We start from the raw sequence: 13,469 nt of genomic DNA on the forward strand, positions 1-13,469 counted from the left end.
GCGCTCATCCCTCGATGACATCCGTGAGATGGTTACACAGCCGGATGCACGTCTCCAGGTAGGCCTTCAGCGCCTCCGGTTGCGTCCTCAGCCGCGCGCCGTCGGGGAACTGGAGCTCCCAGAAGCGCTGCTCGAACGCGCGCGCCTCCGCGTCACCGCTGGCGGCGAGCTGCCCCAGGATTCTCGTGCGCCACTTGCGGCGGATGTTCGTGCTGCCTCGCGCGTGGCAGAAGGCGTCGCAGGTGGAGTTGAGCAACTCCCGCGCGCGCATCAGCGCCACGTCCGGCTGCTCCATCATCCCGTAGAGGTCCTCGAGCGCGTCGTCGACCTCGCGAATCTTCACCTCCCGCAACCACCGCGACAGCCGGTGGAAGTCGAAGCGGGCGCGGAGCCGCTCCAGGCGGCTGTCGTGCATCAGCGCGACGCCGGTGCGCACGCGGTGGAGGAAGACGATTTCGTCCTCCGTCATCCGCCGCTCCATCATCACGTTGTCCGGCCCACCCTCCTTCAGGTCGAGCGAGCCCAGCTTCGCGGCGAGCCGCTCCACGGCCGCGTCACTCCAGTACTCGAAGTCCACGCGCCGCTTGCCGAGCATGTGCACGGAGAAGAGCGCCTCCCCCGCCTTGTGCAGGCTGGTGCCCTTCGGCTCACCCCCACCGACGATGAACACGTCGATGTCGGAGAAGGCGTTGCCCATGCCCTCCACCAGGGAGCCGGACAGGAACACCGCGGCCTCCAGCGCGGGTGTCAGGGACTCGAGCGCCAACAGCTGGCCCAGGTCCACACCCAGGAGGTCCACCAGGTCGTCACGCGAAAGCTGCGTCATGAGGGCCGCCACACCGGAAAAAAGAAGAGGAAGGACGGCGCGGGCCCGTTTCAGGCGGCCCGCGCCCCCCCTGCATGAGCCTCAACGGCCCACGCGGTCAGCCTTCACCGGCGAAATCACAGCACCGGGAAGACGCGGCCCGGACCCGTGATGATGGGGCCCGTCACCACGGGACCCGTGATGACGGGGCCCGGCAGGGTGACGACGGGGATGTTGGAGACGGGGATGGAGCCACCGACGACGCACTTCATGGTGTCGGCGGACAGTTTGATGGCAACGCTGCGGGGCTTGTTCATGGTGATGCTCCTTGATGTGTCGGTTGTGACTGCGTGCTACGTGCTGCGTGCTGCACCTGTGGCGGCCACACCCCACCGCCTGAATCGAGCGAGTCCCCATGCGGGGGCCGTGCGAGGATGGGTCCCCTGGAATCCGGAGGACCGTGGATGCGTGCCGCTGCCTCGACACCCGTGCTTCGCGTGGGACTCAACAAGGTCGCGCTGCTGCGCTCGTCGCGTGGGAGCGCCGTCCCCGACCTCGGTGAGGCCGCGCGGGTGCTCGTCGACGGTGGGTGCCGCGCGCTGCTCGTGCACCAGTGGCCGGACCATCGACACGTGAAGCCCGAGGACGTCTCCGCGCTCGCGCGGCTGGATGTCATCCGCGACGAGCGCGCGACGCTGCACGTGGGCGGAGACCTGCGCGAGGACCTGGGCGCACTGCTCGAGCGGACGCCCGGTGTCGGCTGCTGGGTGGTGACACCCTTCGAGGCCCAGCACCTCACCACGCAGCGCGGCTGGCGCGCGGAGGATGACCAGGCACGGCTGGCCCACTGGGTGCGCTCGCTCCAGGGACGCACGCGCGTCTCTGTCTTCGTGGACCCGGAGCCAGCGGCCGTGGACCTCGTCGCGAGGGCGGGCGCCGCGGCGGTCGAGCTCAACTGCCGTGCGTATGTCGAAGGCTTCGCGACTCCCGCGCGGGAGCGAGCGCTGGAGGCACTGGTGCTCGCGGCAGACCGGGCGTGTCAGCTCGGGCTCGAGGTCAACGCCGCGCATGACCTGGACCGGCGACACCTGCCGCCGCTCATCCGCGCGGTACACCCCACGCTCGTGTCCGTGGGGCATGCCTTCGTCGCAGCGGCGGTCATCGCGGGGCTGCGTGAAGTGCTGCCTGGCTTCCTCCAGGCGGCCTCGGAGGAGTGAGAGGGGTCGTGACTTCGCGCCCCCAGGCGGCACCACCCGCCCGCGCGCGACCTTGAGGACCTCGCGGCTTGGCGCGATGGACGGGTGCATCCGCGTCATGGCGACACCCCGATGTCTCGGGTGCCGTGCAGCTCCAGCGCTTCCGCGAGCAACCGCACGCCCGTCGCGTGCAGGACGAGCGCGATGTCCTCGGTCCGTGGGTTCACGGGCGCCAGCTGGAACGGCGCGTTCGCCAGGAGCAGCAGCGGTGCGAGCACGTCCAGCCTCACGCGCCAGTCCGCGTCCCTCCGCGCGCGGGCCTTCACGGACAGCTCGTCGACCAGCCATGAATCCAGCGCGGCGAAGCGCTGCAACGCCGGCCCGGCCCACGCGGCCCACTCCCAGGAGATGCGTCCCTCGCCCTCACTCACCCGCGCCGCGCCCGCGCGCACCAGGTCATAGAGCCCGCGCGTGCACGTGCGCAGCTTGGCCAGGTCCTCCATGTAGTCGCTGTCGGAGTCCCCGGTGACAGTCGAGCCGCGCGGGTCCAGCAACAGGAAGCGACCCGTGGCTGGCTCGAACAGCACGTTGTCGTACTTGAAGTCCCCGTGGAATCGACCCAGGCACGGTGGACGCAGGCGCGAGAGCAACACGGTGTCGCGTTGCAGCTCGCGCATCAGGGACGCCGCGCTCGGGTACACCCGGCCGTGGATGTCCAGTTGCTCCGCTGAGCACAGGCGGTCGAAGCGCTCGGACATCCCTCGCCCCGCGCTCGCCCTGCGCCAGAACTTGTCCACGTAGCTGACGTGGAAGAAGTCCTCCGGTGCGGGCCGGTGATGGTCCGCGTAGAGCACGTCGAAGGCGAAGCCGAGGAGGCTCCGCGTCCCGGAGATGGCCTCGTCGACCGTCAGCGTGCCGTCCACCAGCACGCGCGACATGTCCGGCCACGGGCAGAAGTCCATGTCGTACTCGGCCCAGCCCTCCCCCGTACGCACCTCCAGCACTCGCGGGAAGTACCCCACCGCCCTGGGCGGCAGCGCCTTCAGCCACGCCACCTCGCGCAGGAGCTTGTCGCGGCCATGTGTGGCCCGCTTGGTGACGCGATGGCCCGTCACGCGCACGTCGCGCACGACGCCGCGCCAGTCCCCCTCCGAGACGGGCCCCCTCATCGCGTCGCCTCCCGCTGATGACGGAGGACATCCAGTCCCTCCGTGAGCGTGAGCGGCGGCTCGAACCCGAGCGCGGACAGCCGCGTGGAGCCCAGTCGGTTGTCGCGAGGACGCGCCGCGAGCGACGACTCCTTGCGCGCGCGTACCAGGGACACGTCCAGGTCGAAGGCATGCGCCAGTCGCCGCGCCCAGGAGTACTTCGTGGTGGCCTCGGCGCCGCTGAAGTGCAGCACCCCGCGCACGCCTCCACCCGCGAGGCGCGCGAGCACCGCCGCCACTTCGTCCACCAACACCGGGTAGCGGACCTGCTCGCTATCCGCGTACACGGACTGTCCCGCGGCGAGTCGCTCCAGCGTGGACGCGACGAACGTCGACTTCTCGTCCGGACCCGAGAGGCCGTAGAGCAGTGGCACGCGCAGCACCAGCGCGTCCTCGAGTGTCAGCGCCAGCAGCTCCCCTTCCCGCTTGGTGACGCCGTAGTGCTGCAACGGCCGGGGTGCATCCGTCTCCACGTACGCCTTCGAGGGTGCGCCGTCGAAGACATGGTCCGTGGATACGTAGAGCAGACGGGTGCGCGAGCGTCGGCACGCCTCCACCACGTGACCCGTACCGCCCACGTTGGTGGTCGACGCGAGCGTCCGGTGCCGCTCGCAGTCATCCAGGTTGCATCGCGCCGCCGCGTGGATGCACACGTCGAAGCGCCCCGTCACGAAGGCTTCGTCCACGGCGCGCGCGTCGGTGATGTCCAGGCGCTCCAGGCCCTCGCGTGGTGTCGTGCTCCAGGTCCCCACGGCCTGGGCTCCGTCCATGCGGAGGGCGCGCATCAGTCGACGACCCAGGAACCCACTCGCCCCCGTGACAATGACCTTCATGACCCGGCCCCCGTGTCCGCCTCGCCGCTACAGCAGCGAAGAGGACGCGCCCCCGCTCGCGCCCAGTCCCGTGCCCAACAGTGCCAACCGGTCCGCTCCCGCTCGGGGCCCCGGTACGCCGCACTTCACCGCCGCCACCTTCGTCGCGAAGCGCAGCGCCTCACCGAAGCCCTGTCCCGCCAACACCGCCGCGATGTAGCCCGCGTGGAACGCATCCCCCGCGCCCGTGGTGTCCACCACTTCGCAGGACTCCGCCGACACGCGGTGGTGCTCTCCACCCGACGTCCACCCCTCGCAGCCCTCCGCGCCCAGCGTGCCCACCACCACGCGCAGCCCTCCGCCGAGCAGCACCCGCGCGGCCGAGGCCAGCTCCCGCTCCCCCGTCAGCTCGCGCAGCACCTTGCCCGGCGCCACCAGGCTCGTGAGGTGCGGCAACAGCGGCCGCGCCTCGTCGGCCACCTCCGCGTCCGCCAACACCGGCAGCCCCCGCGCTCTCGCGTGCTTCGCCAGCGCCAACGAGAAGGCAGGCTCGTGCCCATCCAGATAAACCAGGCCACACGCGTCCAGCGGCGCGGCCTCCACGGGGACGCCATCCATCCGCAGCCGCGCATCCTTGTGCATCACCAGCGAGCGCGTGCCATGCGTCGTGTCCACCACGATGGCCGCCGTGTGCTGCGCACAGTCCGCCACCGTGAGACTTCCATCCACCCGCACGCCCGCCTCCACCAGCGAGCCGCGCGCGAGCCGCCCGAAGTCCCCTCCCCCGAAGACACCGAAGTAGCGCGTGGTGACCCCCAGCGCGCCCAGCATCGCCGCCACGTTGGCGCCCTGCCCGCCGCCGAAGAAGCGCAGGCCGTCCGCCTGCACCTTCCCGTCCGTCACCAGCGCCTCGCGCGTGGAGAAGACGATGTCCACCGTGTTGTTGCCGATGACGAGCACTTCCATCGCACCACCCCGTGTCTGCATTGCCTGCCCACCCCTCGGGCCTCGTCGCTCCCCCGCCGTCGCCACCTAGCGCGCCACCACCGGACGAACCGGTGCCTCCGCATGCAGCCGACGCAGCACGTCCGTCGCGATGCGCTCGGCCACCTGCTCTGGCCGCAGCTCGCTCGTGTCCACCACCACCCAGCGCTCCTCGGGCGGCAGCAGCGACACGAGGAACTCGTCGTAGGCCTGGTGACGCTCGGGGTTGTCGCGCAGGTACGTGTCCCGCACCGACTTCGAGGGACGCAGCAGCGAGCGCTCCCGCTTCGCCTTCGGCGTGGACGTCAGGTAGTAGTTGAACGCGAACGGGAGGTGCTCATCCCAGATGAGCTGACTGGGCAGCCCCGCCGCGTCCGGATGGAAGAAGCGGTTGCGCCCCACCTGGCTGAGCCAGTGCCGGTCCTGCACCAGGAACCCCGACGGCAGCCCGCGATGACACCGCGCCAGATCCAGCAGGATGTTCGCCGAGTAGAACCAATCAATCTGGAGCAGGTCCGGCGTGAGCTTCGCCTCGGCCAGGAAGTGGTCGAGGATGGGCAAATCATGCACGTAGCAGTGCCCCAACCGCGCGGGCAGCCCCGCCGCCGACAGGCTCGCGCCCAACAGCTTGCACACCGTCGTCTTGCCCGCGTAGTCCGTGCCTTCAATCAGCAGTCCGTGAATCATGTGCGTGGGCCTCGCTCGCATCAGGGTTGGAGGACGACCTTCAGCGCGCCCGCGGGAGCGCCCTGGCGCCGCGCGTCCACGTCGCAGCCCACCAGCGCCAATCCCTCTCGGAAGCGCGTCAGCGGCAGCTGGTGCGACACCAACCGTCGCGCGGGGATGACACCCGAGGCGATGAGGTGCAGCGCGGTGGCGAAGCTGCCGTCCAACGAATCGATGGAGCCCTGCACGGACAGGCTCCGGTCCGCGATGGCGCCCACGTCCAGCGGCACCTCGTGACGCTTGAGCCCCACCAGCAACAGCTGTCCACCGCGCGAGAGCCTGGACAGCACGTCCCCCGCCATGCGGCCGGTGGTGTCCACCACCACGTCGAGCGGCGCCGCGTCCCTCGCGTACCGCGCGCACACCTCGTCCAGTGACTCGGCCACAGTCCAGCGTCGGTCCACCACCTCGCGGCACAGCTCCCGCCGCCCCGGTGCGCGCTCCACCAGCGTGCCTGTCAGTCCCAGGCTCGACAGCACCCACGCGTACAGCACGCCCATGGGTCCGCCCCCCAGCACCACCGTGCGCAGCGACGGCCGCAGGCGCAGCTGGTTCGCGCCCGTGACGGCGCAGCTCAACGGCTCGGTGAGGCTCGCCTCCTCGAAGCCCACGTGCGCGGGCAGCGTGTAGAGGAAGCGCTCCGTCGTCTTGTGCAGGGGCGCCATCGTCCCGTCCGCGCTGACGCCCGTCTCCGTCTCGCCCTTGCGCTCACAGTGGTTCTGCCGACCCGAGCGGCACAGCCGGCACTGGCCACAGAAGAAGGTCGGGTCGATGACGACGCGGTCCCCCACCTGCACGTCGCGCACGGCGGGGCCCACGGCCACGACTTCACCCGAGGACTCGTGGCCCAGCACCACGCCGGGCTTCGCCGCGTACTCGCCGCCGATGATGCCCAGGTCCGTGCCGCAGAGGCCGGTGGCGCGCACGCGCACCAGCACCTCGTCCCGCGCCGGCGCCGCCGGCTCCGCGCGCTCCTGGAGCGACAGCTCCCAGGCCGCTGAATACACCAATGCCCGCATGTGACACGCCCCCTCGAGTCAGCCCACGTCCGCGAGCGCGCGACCCAACCGCGCGACGATTTCTTCCAGGTCGTCCTGCGTCGCGATGAGCGGCGGGCGCACCTTCACCACGTTGCCGAAGCTGTAACGCGAGCCACGCAGCACCAGCTGGTGCCGCTCCTGCGCCACGCGAATGAGCGCCAGCGTCTTCTCCACGTCCGGCGAGCCATCCTCGCGGACGATTTCCAGCCCCCACATGTACCCGAGCCCCCGCACGTCCCCGACGCACGGGTGACGCGTGGCCAGGGTGCGCAACAGCTCGCCCAGCACGATGCCGTTGCGACGCACGTTCGCCAGCAGGTGGCCGGACGTCATCGCCTTCAGCGTCGCGGACGCCGCGGTGAGCGCCACCGGATTGCACCCCGAGGTGAAGGAGTGCTCGTGGCTCTCCAGCACGTCCAGCTTGCCCTCGAAGAGCACCGCCGCCACCGGCACGCCGATGCCTCCCAACCCCTTGGCCAGCGTGACGATGTTCGGCTTGAAGCCCAGCGCCTCCGAGGCGAACAGGTGCCCGGTGCGCCCCATGCCCGTCTGCACCTCGTCCGCGATGAGGAGGATGCCCTTCTCCTCACACAGCTGGTTGAGCGCCTGGAAGTAGCCCGGCGGCGGCACCACGTTGCCGCCGTTGCCCAGCACCGGCTCCACCAGCATGCACGCCACCGAGCCGCTGCTCGCGTACTCGACGAAGTCGCTGATGCGCTCCACGCACAGCATGCCGCAGCCGGGGTACTTCGCCTTGTAGAAACACCGATAACAGTACGGCGCCGGCACCTTCACCGAGTGCGGTGACACCGCCTCCGGGAAGCCCTTGCGCCGGAAGGCATTGCCTGAAATCGCCGTGGTGAATTGTGTCTGTCCATGATGGGACAGGAACAGACTCAGCACGTCTGTCTTTCCCGTGGCCTTCTGCGCCACCTGCACCGCGCACTCGTTGGCGGTGGAGCCGGTGATGTCCCGCATCCATCCGGCCGTGAGGTGACTGGGGGCATGCGCGAGGAGCTCCGAGAGCACCTGCTTCGCCTGCGCCGCCATCAACGAGGAGCTGGCGTGCGCCATGCGGCGCAGCTGCTCGACGACGGCCTCCACCACCTCCGGGTGGTCATAGCCCAGGGGCACGTTGAACGTGCCCGACGCCGCGTCGAGGAACGCCGTGCCGTCCTCCCGCACCAACCGGATGCCACGCCCCCGGACGAAGCCCTCCGCCCTCGAGGCGCCCTCCGTCGTGACTTCGGACGCACCCTCTCGTACATCCGGCCCTTCCCCAGGAAGGACCTTCAGATTGAGACTGGACATGCGCGTTCCCCCGAACGGCATGAAACGTCCCCCCTTGGACGTTTCGAATCCCTGCTGCTGGTGTCTCAACGGGGGTCTTGAAAATCCGTCGGTGGGTCACCATTTCCCCGGCGCTTTTCGCGCGGCGTCACGCCTGCCGCGTCACCTCCCTCGTGAAAACAAAGACAGGGGTTGGCCGCGCCCGCATGGACGGCCAGGATGTCCGCCATGAAGACGGAGCACGTGGAGGAGACGCTGGAGCGCATCGCCCGCGAGGTGGAGTCCACACCGGGCGGCATGCTGGCCTTCGACGGAGACGGCACGCTGTGGAGCGGCGACGTCGGCGATGACCTGTTCATGACCATGACGGGGCACGACGCCGTGCGCGAGGACGTGCGTCCCCGCCTCACCGCCATCGCCACCCACTACGGCCTGGAGACCGAGGGCAGCCCCAGCACGCTGGCGCGCCGTGTGTTCTCCGCCTTCCAGGCCGGCCGCATCCCCGAGAAGGACATCTGCGAGATGGCCACGTGGGTGGCCGCCGGCTGGACGCTCGAGGAGCTGTCCGCCTTCGCTCGCGGCGTGGTGGAGTCACACGGCGTGGTCGAGCGCGTCCACCCCGAGGTTCAGCGTGTCCTGGAGTGGGCACGAGCGCACGACGTGCCGTGTTACGTGGTGAGCGCCTCGCCACTCGCCGTCGTGGAGGCCGCCGCGCGCATCGTCGGCATCCCCCCGGAGCAGGTGGTGGCCAGCACGCCCCAGTCCCGCGATGGCGTGGTGTGGACGGACGTGGTGTCGCCCATCCCTTATGGCCCCGGGAAGGTGACGTGCCTCAGGGCCCGCACCCAGCGCCCCCTGTACGCGGCCTTCGGAGACAACGTGTTCGACCTGGAGCTGCTCGGTGCGTCCCGGGTGCCGGTGGCGGTGCGTCCCAAGCCCCGGCTGATGGAGCGCGCGGACAGCCTGCCCTTGCTGGTCCAATTGCACCCGGTGGCCAGTCGCTGACAGCGTCCGCTGGGGAACGCGTCCGGCGAGCTTTTGGGGGCGTCCGCCGCCGCGTCCGTGCTAACTCAGGCGCCCTCACTTCACTTCTTCCAATCCGCCACGGAGAGACACAGTCATGCCGCTCATCGCCCTGCGTCCCCTGCTCGACTACGCCGCCGCCAACAACTTCGGGGTCGCCGCGCTCAACGTCAACAACATGGAGCAGATCCAGGCCATCATGGAGGCCGCTCGCGCCACCCAGAGCCCGGCCATCATCCAGGCGTCGCGCGGTGCGCGGAAGTACACCAACGACTTGTTCCTGCGCAACCTGATGCAGGCCGCGGTGGAGCTGTATCCGGAGATTCCGGTGGTCATGCACCAGGACCACGGCAACTCGCCGGAGACGTGTATCAGCGCCATCCGCATGGGCTTCACCAGCGTGATGATGGACGGCTCGCTCGAGGACGACGGCAAGACGCCGTCCAGCTACGAGTACAACGTGGCCGTCACGCGCGAAGTGGTGAACGTGGCGCACCGCTTCGGCGTGTCCGTGGAGGGTGAGCTGGGCGTGCTGGGCTCGCTGGAGCACGGCATGGGCGAGAAGGAGGACGGCCACGGCGCCGAGGGCAAGCTGACCCTGGACCAGCTGCTCACCGACCCGGACCAGGCGGTGGACTTCGTCAACCGCACGGGCATCGACGCGCTCGCGGTCGCCATGGGCACCAGCCACGGCGCCTACAAGTTCTCGCGCAAGCCCAGCGGTGATGTGCTCGCGATGAGCCGCATCGAGGAGATCCACAGGAAGATCCCCAACTGCCACCTGGTGATGCACGGCTCCAGCTCCGTGCCCAAGGAGCTGTGCGACATCATCAACGCCAACGGGGGCCGCATCAAGGAGACCTACGGCGTGCCGGTGGAGGAGATTCAGCGCGGCATCCGCGCGGGCGTGCGCAAAATCAACGTCGACACGGACAACCGCCTGGCCATCACCGGCGCCATCCGGAAGGCCTTCACGGCGAAGCCGGAGGAGTTCGACCCGCGCTACTACCTGACGCCCGCGCGCGCGGCGATGCAGGCCGTGTGCGAGGAGCGCATGAAGCAGTTCGGTCAGGCGGGCCACGCGAAGAAGGTGCCGCACGTCACGCTGGAGCAGATGGCGCGCGACTACACGGCGGGCAAGTTCGGCGACAACGCGCGCCCGGACACCATCGTCGGCAAGAAGGCCAAGTAGTCACGCCCCTTCCGGGGGAGGAACGCGCTGGATGGCGGCTCCCCCGGAGGAGGGTTCCTGAAGACAGGCGGCGCTCACTTCTCTCCCTGAAGCGACGTCGCCAGGTTCCGTGTCTCGTTCTCCACCTGGTAGTCGGCCACCACCTTCTGGCCTTGCCGGGGAGTCTGCTTCAGCCTCAGCGCCTGCAGGTCCAGCGGAATGACGGCGCCCTGCTGGTCCTCCTGGATGTAGAGGACGTCGTTGCCCAGTCGCACCACCTCGCCCGAAATCTGCTTCGTGCGTTTGGGGTCCGGCATCGTGTCCACCTTGGGACCTTGCACGATGGGGACCTGTCCCTGCGTGGGGGTGACGTCCGTGCCAATCATGCCGCCCAGGTTGAGCGGAGGCAGGACGGAGGCCCGCGTGGTGGTGTTGTCCGTCCCAATCTGGCTCTGCTGGAACTCACGCGAGTCGTTGTTGGGTATCTCCGCGGCGCCGACGGCGGGCAACAGCAGCGCTCCCGTGGCGGGTACCGCCAGGGCCAGACTCTTCCAGCGACTCCACCTCGTTCGTGTCATGACGCGTGCTCCGGCTCGGGGGTCCTCGACCCGTTTGCCGAAGCTAGGTCACGCCCCGGCGCTCACGCCTGGAGGGTGCCCCGGCCACCTCCCGGCGGAGCAGGCCGACGCTGTGGCCTGAGTGTTCAGCCGATGAACACCCGCGCCCCAGGCCCGTGGGAACAGGCTAGGGTGCACCCGCAAGGCCCGGCGGGCGCCCTTCCGGACGGAAGACGCGCCGGGGCGCCCTACCGCAGAGGCCTCACGTGAACGGTCGGACCAACGAGCACCGCATCGCCCTCTTTCTCGACTTCGAGAACCTCGTCACCAACACAGGCATCAGCGCCTCCAACTTCGACCTCCAGCCCTCGCTCGACCGACTGCTGGAGAAGGGCAAGGTGGTCTTCCGCCGCGCCTACTGTGACTGGTCGCGCTTCAGCGACGCGAAGATTGGCCTGCACCGGTTCGGCGTGGAGCTCATCGACGTGCCGCCCTCCACGCGCGCGGGCAAGAACGGCGCGGACATGCGCCTGGTCATCGACGCGCTGGAGCTGTGCTACGCGCGCGAGAGCATCGACACGTTCGTCATCGCCTCCGGCGACAGTGATTTCTGCCCGCTGGCGTACAAGCTGCGCGAGAACGGCCGCACCGTCATCGGGCTGGCGGTGAAGGAGTCCACCTCCCCCCTGTTCGTCAACGCGTGCGACGAGTTCATCTACCTGCGCACGCGGCAGCGCTCGGAGAAGAACGACAAGGGCGACAAGGGTCGTCACGGTGGAGCGGCCGAGGAGGCGGGGCACGGCAAGCGCGGCCGGCACGGGCGCGACTCCGGAGGCAAGGGCGGCAAGGCGGAGGCCGACAAGCAGGCGTCGTCGGGCGGCAAGGCCCACGCCAAGTCGGACGTGCCGCAGATTGCCCGCGAGGTGGTGCAGAACCTGCTGGCTCGCGCGACGGGCCCGGTGAACCCCTCGCTCATCAAGGAGACCATCGTCCGCAAGGAGCCCGACTTCGACGAGAGCGAGTACGGCTTCGCCACCTTCGCCAAGCTGCTCGCCGCGCTGGAGCAGGAGGGCGTGCTGCGCCGCATCCAGCAGGGCCGCCAGTGGTACGTGGTGGGCGCCGACGCGGACCTGGGCCACGGCGGCGACACCAAGGAGCCCAAGGAGTCCAAGGGCAAGAAGCACGGCAAGGGCCGCGTCGAGGAGGTCGAGGAGGAGCTGGAGTCCTACCCCGACCCGGATGAGGACGACGGGCTGTAGGAGCGATGACCCGCGGGCGGTGCGAACCGTCCCGCGGGTCAAGCAACGGGGAACGAGTCAGCTGGAAGGGTCAGGATTTCTATTTTGGGTTCTAGAAAGTAGGGCCGCCTTCCCCCTGCGGTGGAGTCACTCCGACGTGCTCCAAGTACTTTCTTCATTCCCCTGACATTCAATCGCTGTGTTTCCTTTCTTCTGGGTTTCAATTCCGCCCAGGGAGGAGGACTCCTCTTCGGCTTTCGTGAATGGTTGATCGTCAAGCTCGGCAAGGAGCTCAACGCGGGATGGCCCGAGTTCATCATCCAGCTCGCGCTCAAGGCGGGCAGGCCTTCCTTCGATCCCAATGAGAAGTCCGAGGAGAATACGGCCTATCTCCTGGACACACTGGACCTCTTCCTCGCCGAACGAAGTACCGATACGGGAGCCAGAGCCATCTTCCTTCCTCGTCGAGTCCAGCCACCTCTGGGTGGCGGACCAGGGTCTCAGCACGCGCTCTGTTCCCCAGGACAAGGTCGAGACTGAAAGAGGCGATGATGGTGACGAAGGAGAAGCAACGCGGCGCCCTGCTCGCGCTCAATTCCATCCTGGTCCTGTCGAGGAGCCTCGCGCACGAGGGGAGGAGCCACGACCTCGCCATCATCCTCGATATCACCGAGTACCTGCCGATGCTCATGCTCGAGTCCGAGGATAGGACCGGGGTGTTCCGCGAGCAGCTCGTCGACCTCGCGCGACGGTACCCGGTCTTCGCGCACGCATTGGAGCGCTTCGACGGGGTGGATTGACCCGATGCCCTCTTCGCGCCGCGCGCATACGTCAGCGAGCAATCAGTCGAAGCGTCCAGGCGACGCATGACGAACCCCGACCCTGCGTCCACCCCGCGCAGACGCGTGCTGCGCTTCCGCGTCGCGGGCTATTTCCGGGAGCTCTCCTCCGATGATTCTGGAGAGCCCTCACGGGTGGACACGCCTTCCATCGTGGAAGCGCGCGGGAAGCTGTCAGAGGCGCACCGCATCCGCGCCGCGCCCTACCTGGGGGGCGGCCGGGTGTTCGTCGTCTCCAGTGGCTTCGAGAACGACTGGTTCCGCGGCACCCAGCACATCGCCGAGCGCATCAGCCGGACCGATGGCTCCTGGATATGGCCGGACAGCCTGGCCCACTACGTGGCCATCCACCGCGTGGCACTCCCCGAGGAATTCCTCCAACACATGCAGTCCCACCAGTGGGCCTGTCCCTTCCTCACCGATGAGGAGATGAGCGCCTTCGGCGATGTGGTCTCGGAAGACCTCAGGAATCTCCAGAAGTTACGGCGACGTCACCGACGTCCCGTGTGACGTCTTCCGCTACGAATCCGCCGTTTTTGTGACGGCCCACGCTACAGCGCTTCCGGTGTTGGCCTGGAAG

General features: G+C 69.0%; 16 protein-coding genes. 6 read left to right on the top strand and 10 right to left on the bottom strand.

What is annotated here, in order from left to right:
• Nucleotides 1-4: 4 nt before the first annotated feature.
• On the bottom strand, nucleotides 5-826 hold the full coding sequence (locus LXT21_RS31850) for a hypothetical protein (protein WP_254041983.1): 822 nt from the start codon (nucleotides 824-826) through the stop codon (nucleotides 5-7).
• Nucleotides 827-942: 116 nt separating this feature from the next.
• Nucleotides 943-1,122 (bottom strand): hypothetical protein, encoded by a 180-nt coding sequence (locus tag LXT21_RS31855; protein WP_254041984.1) that lies wholly within the window; start codon nucleotides 1,120-1,122, stop codon nucleotides 943-945.
• Nucleotides 1,123-1,269: 147 nt separating this feature from the next.
• Between LXT21_RS31855 and LXT21_RS31860 the strand changes: the two genes are divergently transcribed.
• The gene (locus tag LXT21_RS31860; protein ID WP_254041985.1) at nucleotides 1,270-2,022 is read left to right on the top strand and encodes a pyridoxine 5'-phosphate synthase; all 753 of its coding nucleotides are present in this window, start codon (nucleotides 1,270-1,272) and stop codon (nucleotides 2,020-2,022) included.
• 95 nt (nucleotides 2,023-2,117) lie between these two features.
• On the opposite strand, the gene LXT21_RS31865 is transcribed toward LXT21_RS31860, so the two are convergent.
• From LXT21_RS31865 to LXT21_RS31890, 6 genes are all read right to left on the bottom strand, one after another.
• Nucleotides 2,118-3,170, bottom strand: coding sequence for a hypothetical protein (locus LXT21_RS31865; protein ID WP_254041986.1), 1,053 nt, complete (start codon nucleotides 3,168-3,170; stop codon nucleotides 2,118-2,120).
• Complete coding sequence (locus tag LXT21_RS31870; protein WP_254041987.1) at nucleotides 3,167-4,042, bottom strand: SDR family oxidoreductase; 876 nt, start codon at nucleotides 4,040-4,042, stop codon at nucleotides 3,167-3,169. The genes LXT21_RS31865 and LXT21_RS31870 overlap by 4 nt, the downstream gene beginning before the upstream one ends.
• Before the next feature lie 27 nt (nucleotides 4,043-4,069).
• Nucleotides 4,070-4,987: a carbohydrate kinase family protein gene (locus tag LXT21_RS31875; protein ID WP_254041988.1), complete on the bottom strand. Its 918-nt coding sequence runs from the start codon at nucleotides 4,985-4,987 to the stop codon at nucleotides 4,070-4,072.
• A 66-nt stretch (nucleotides 4,988-5,053) separates the two neighbouring features.
• Nucleotides 5,054-5,692, bottom strand: coding sequence for a hypothetical protein (locus LXT21_RS31880; protein WP_254041989.1), 639 nt, complete (start codon nucleotides 5,690-5,692; stop codon nucleotides 5,054-5,056).
• 20 nt (nucleotides 5,693-5,712) lie between these two features.
• Nucleotides 5,713-6,750 (bottom strand): zinc-dependent alcohol dehydrogenase, encoded by a 1,038-nt coding sequence (locus LXT21_RS31885; protein ID WP_254041990.1) that lies wholly within the window; start codon nucleotides 6,748-6,750, stop codon nucleotides 5,713-5,715.
• A gap of 18 nt (nucleotides 6,751-6,768) precedes the next feature.
• Nucleotides 6,769-8,082 carry an aspartate aminotransferase family protein gene (locus LXT21_RS31890; protein WP_254041991.1) on the bottom strand — a complete coding sequence of 438 codons (1,314 nt, stop codon included), beginning with the start codon at nucleotides 8,080-8,082 and terminating at the stop codon, nucleotides 6,769-6,771.
• Between the two features lie 207 nt (nucleotides 8,083-8,289).
• Here LXT21_RS31890 and LXT21_RS31895 point away from each other — a divergent pair, with 207 nt between their 5' ends.
• On the top strand, nucleotides 8,290-9,066 hold the full coding sequence (locus LXT21_RS31895) for an HAD family hydrolase (protein ID WP_254041992.1): 777 nt from the start codon (nucleotides 8,290-8,292) through the stop codon (nucleotides 9,064-9,066).
• 115 nt (nucleotides 9,067-9,181) lie between these two features.
• Nucleotides 9,182-10,276 (top strand): class II fructose-bisphosphate aldolase, encoded by a 1,095-nt coding sequence (fba, locus tag LXT21_RS31900; protein WP_254041993.1) that lies wholly within the window; start codon nucleotides 9,182-9,184, stop codon nucleotides 10,274-10,276.
• A gap of 74 nt (nucleotides 10,277-10,350) precedes the next feature.
• Here fba and LXT21_RS31905 read toward each other — a convergent pair whose 3' ends face one another.
• Nucleotides 10,351-10,833, bottom strand: a complete 483-nt coding sequence (locus LXT21_RS31905; RefSeq protein ID WP_254041994.1) for a hypothetical protein — start codon at nucleotides 10,831-10,833, stop codon at nucleotides 10,351-10,353.
• Nucleotides 10,834-11,078: 245 nt separating this feature from the next.
• Here LXT21_RS31905 and LXT21_RS31910 point away from each other — a divergent pair, with 245 nt between their 5' ends.
• Nucleotides 11,079-12,071, top strand: coding sequence for an NYN domain-containing protein (locus tag LXT21_RS31910; protein ID WP_254041995.1), 993 nt, complete (start codon nucleotides 11,079-11,081; stop codon nucleotides 12,069-12,071).
• 126 nt (nucleotides 12,072-12,197) lie between these two features.
• Here the strand turns inward: LXT21_RS31910 and LXT21_RS31915 are convergent, their stop codons facing one another.
• Nucleotides 12,198-12,557: a hypothetical protein gene (locus LXT21_RS31915; RefSeq protein ID WP_254041996.1), complete on the bottom strand. Its 360-nt coding sequence runs from the start codon at nucleotides 12,555-12,557 to the stop codon at nucleotides 12,198-12,200.
• 41 nt (nucleotides 12,558-12,598) lie between these two features.
• On the opposite strand from LXT21_RS31915, the gene LXT21_RS31920 reads away from it, so the two are divergent.
• A complete protein-coding gene (locus tag LXT21_RS31920; RefSeq protein ID WP_254041997.1) occupies nucleotides 12,599-12,850 on the top strand; it encodes a hypothetical protein in 252 nt (83 codons plus the stop codon).
• 66 nt (nucleotides 12,851-12,916) lie between these two features.
• On the top strand, nucleotides 12,917-13,399 hold the full coding sequence (locus tag LXT21_RS31925; protein ID WP_254041998.1) for a hypothetical protein: 483 nt from the start codon (nucleotides 12,917-12,919) through the stop codon (nucleotides 13,397-13,399).
• The last annotated feature ends 70 nt before the right edge of the window (nucleotides 13,400-13,469 follow it).

Origin of the sequence: Myxococcus guangdongensis, assembly GCF_024198255.1 — a bacterium.
Classification (GTDB): domain Bacteria; phylum Myxococcota; class Myxococcia; order Myxococcales; family Myxococcaceae; genus Myxococcus; species Myxococcus guangdongensis.

What these genes read in the sequence shown, in the direction of transcription:
- LXT21_RS31905 (WP_254041994.1), bottom strand. Translation starts at nt 10,833, where the DNA reads ATGACACGAACGAGGTGGAGTCGCTGGAAGAGTCTGGCCCTGGCGGTA.
- LXT21_RS31890 (WP_254041991.1), bottom strand. Translation starts at nt 8,082, where the DNA reads ATGTCCAGTCTCAATCTGAAGGTCCTTCCTGGGGAAGGGCCGGATGTA.
- LXT21_RS31870 (WP_254041987.1), bottom strand. Translation starts at nt 4,042, where the DNA reads ATGAAGGTCATTGTCACGGGGGCGAGTGGGTTCCTGGGTCGTCGACTG.
- LXT21_RS31920 (WP_254041997.1), top strand. Translation starts at nt 12,599, where the DNA reads ATGATGGTGACGAAGGAGAAGCAACGCGGCGCCCTGCTCGCGCTCAAT.
- LXT21_RS31925 (WP_254041998.1), top strand. Translation starts at nt 12,917, where the DNA reads ATGACGAACCCCGACCCTGCGTCCACCCCGCGCAGACGCGTGCTGCGC.
- LXT21_RS31875 (WP_254041988.1), bottom strand. Translation starts at nt 4,987, where the DNA reads ATGGAAGTGCTCGTCATCGGCAACAACACGGTGGACATCGTCTTCTCC.
- LXT21_RS31855 (WP_254041984.1), bottom strand. Translation starts at nt 1,122, where the DNA reads ATGAACAAGCCCCGCAGCGTTGCCATCAAACTGTCCGCCGACACCATG.
- LXT21_RS31895 (WP_254041992.1), top strand. Translation starts at nt 8,290, where the DNA reads ATGAAGACGGAGCACGTGGAGGAGACGCTGGAGCGCATCGCCCGCGAG.
- LXT21_RS31865 (WP_254041986.1), bottom strand. Translation starts at nt 3,170, where the DNA reads ATGAGGGGGCCCGTCTCGGAGGGGGACTGGCGCGGCGTCGTGCGCGAC.
- LXT21_RS31850 (WP_254041983.1), bottom strand. Translation starts at nt 826, where the DNA reads ATGACGCAGCTTTCGCGTGACGACCTGGTGGACCTCCTGGGTGTGGAC.
- fba (WP_254041993.1), top strand. Translation starts at nt 9,182, where the DNA reads ATGCCGCTCATCGCCCTGCGTCCCCTGCTCGACTACGCCGCCGCCAAC.
- LXT21_RS31880 (WP_254041989.1), bottom strand. Translation starts at nt 5,692, where the DNA reads ATGATTCACGGACTGCTGATTGAAGGCACGGACTACGCGGGCAAGACG.
- LXT21_RS31885 (WP_254041990.1), bottom strand. Translation starts at nt 6,750, where the DNA reads ATGCGGGCATTGGTGTATTCAGCGGCCTGGGAGCTGTCGCTCCAGGAG.
- LXT21_RS31860 (WP_254041985.1), top strand. Translation starts at nt 1,270, where the DNA reads ATGCGTGCCGCTGCCTCGACACCCGTGCTTCGCGTGGGACTCAACAAG.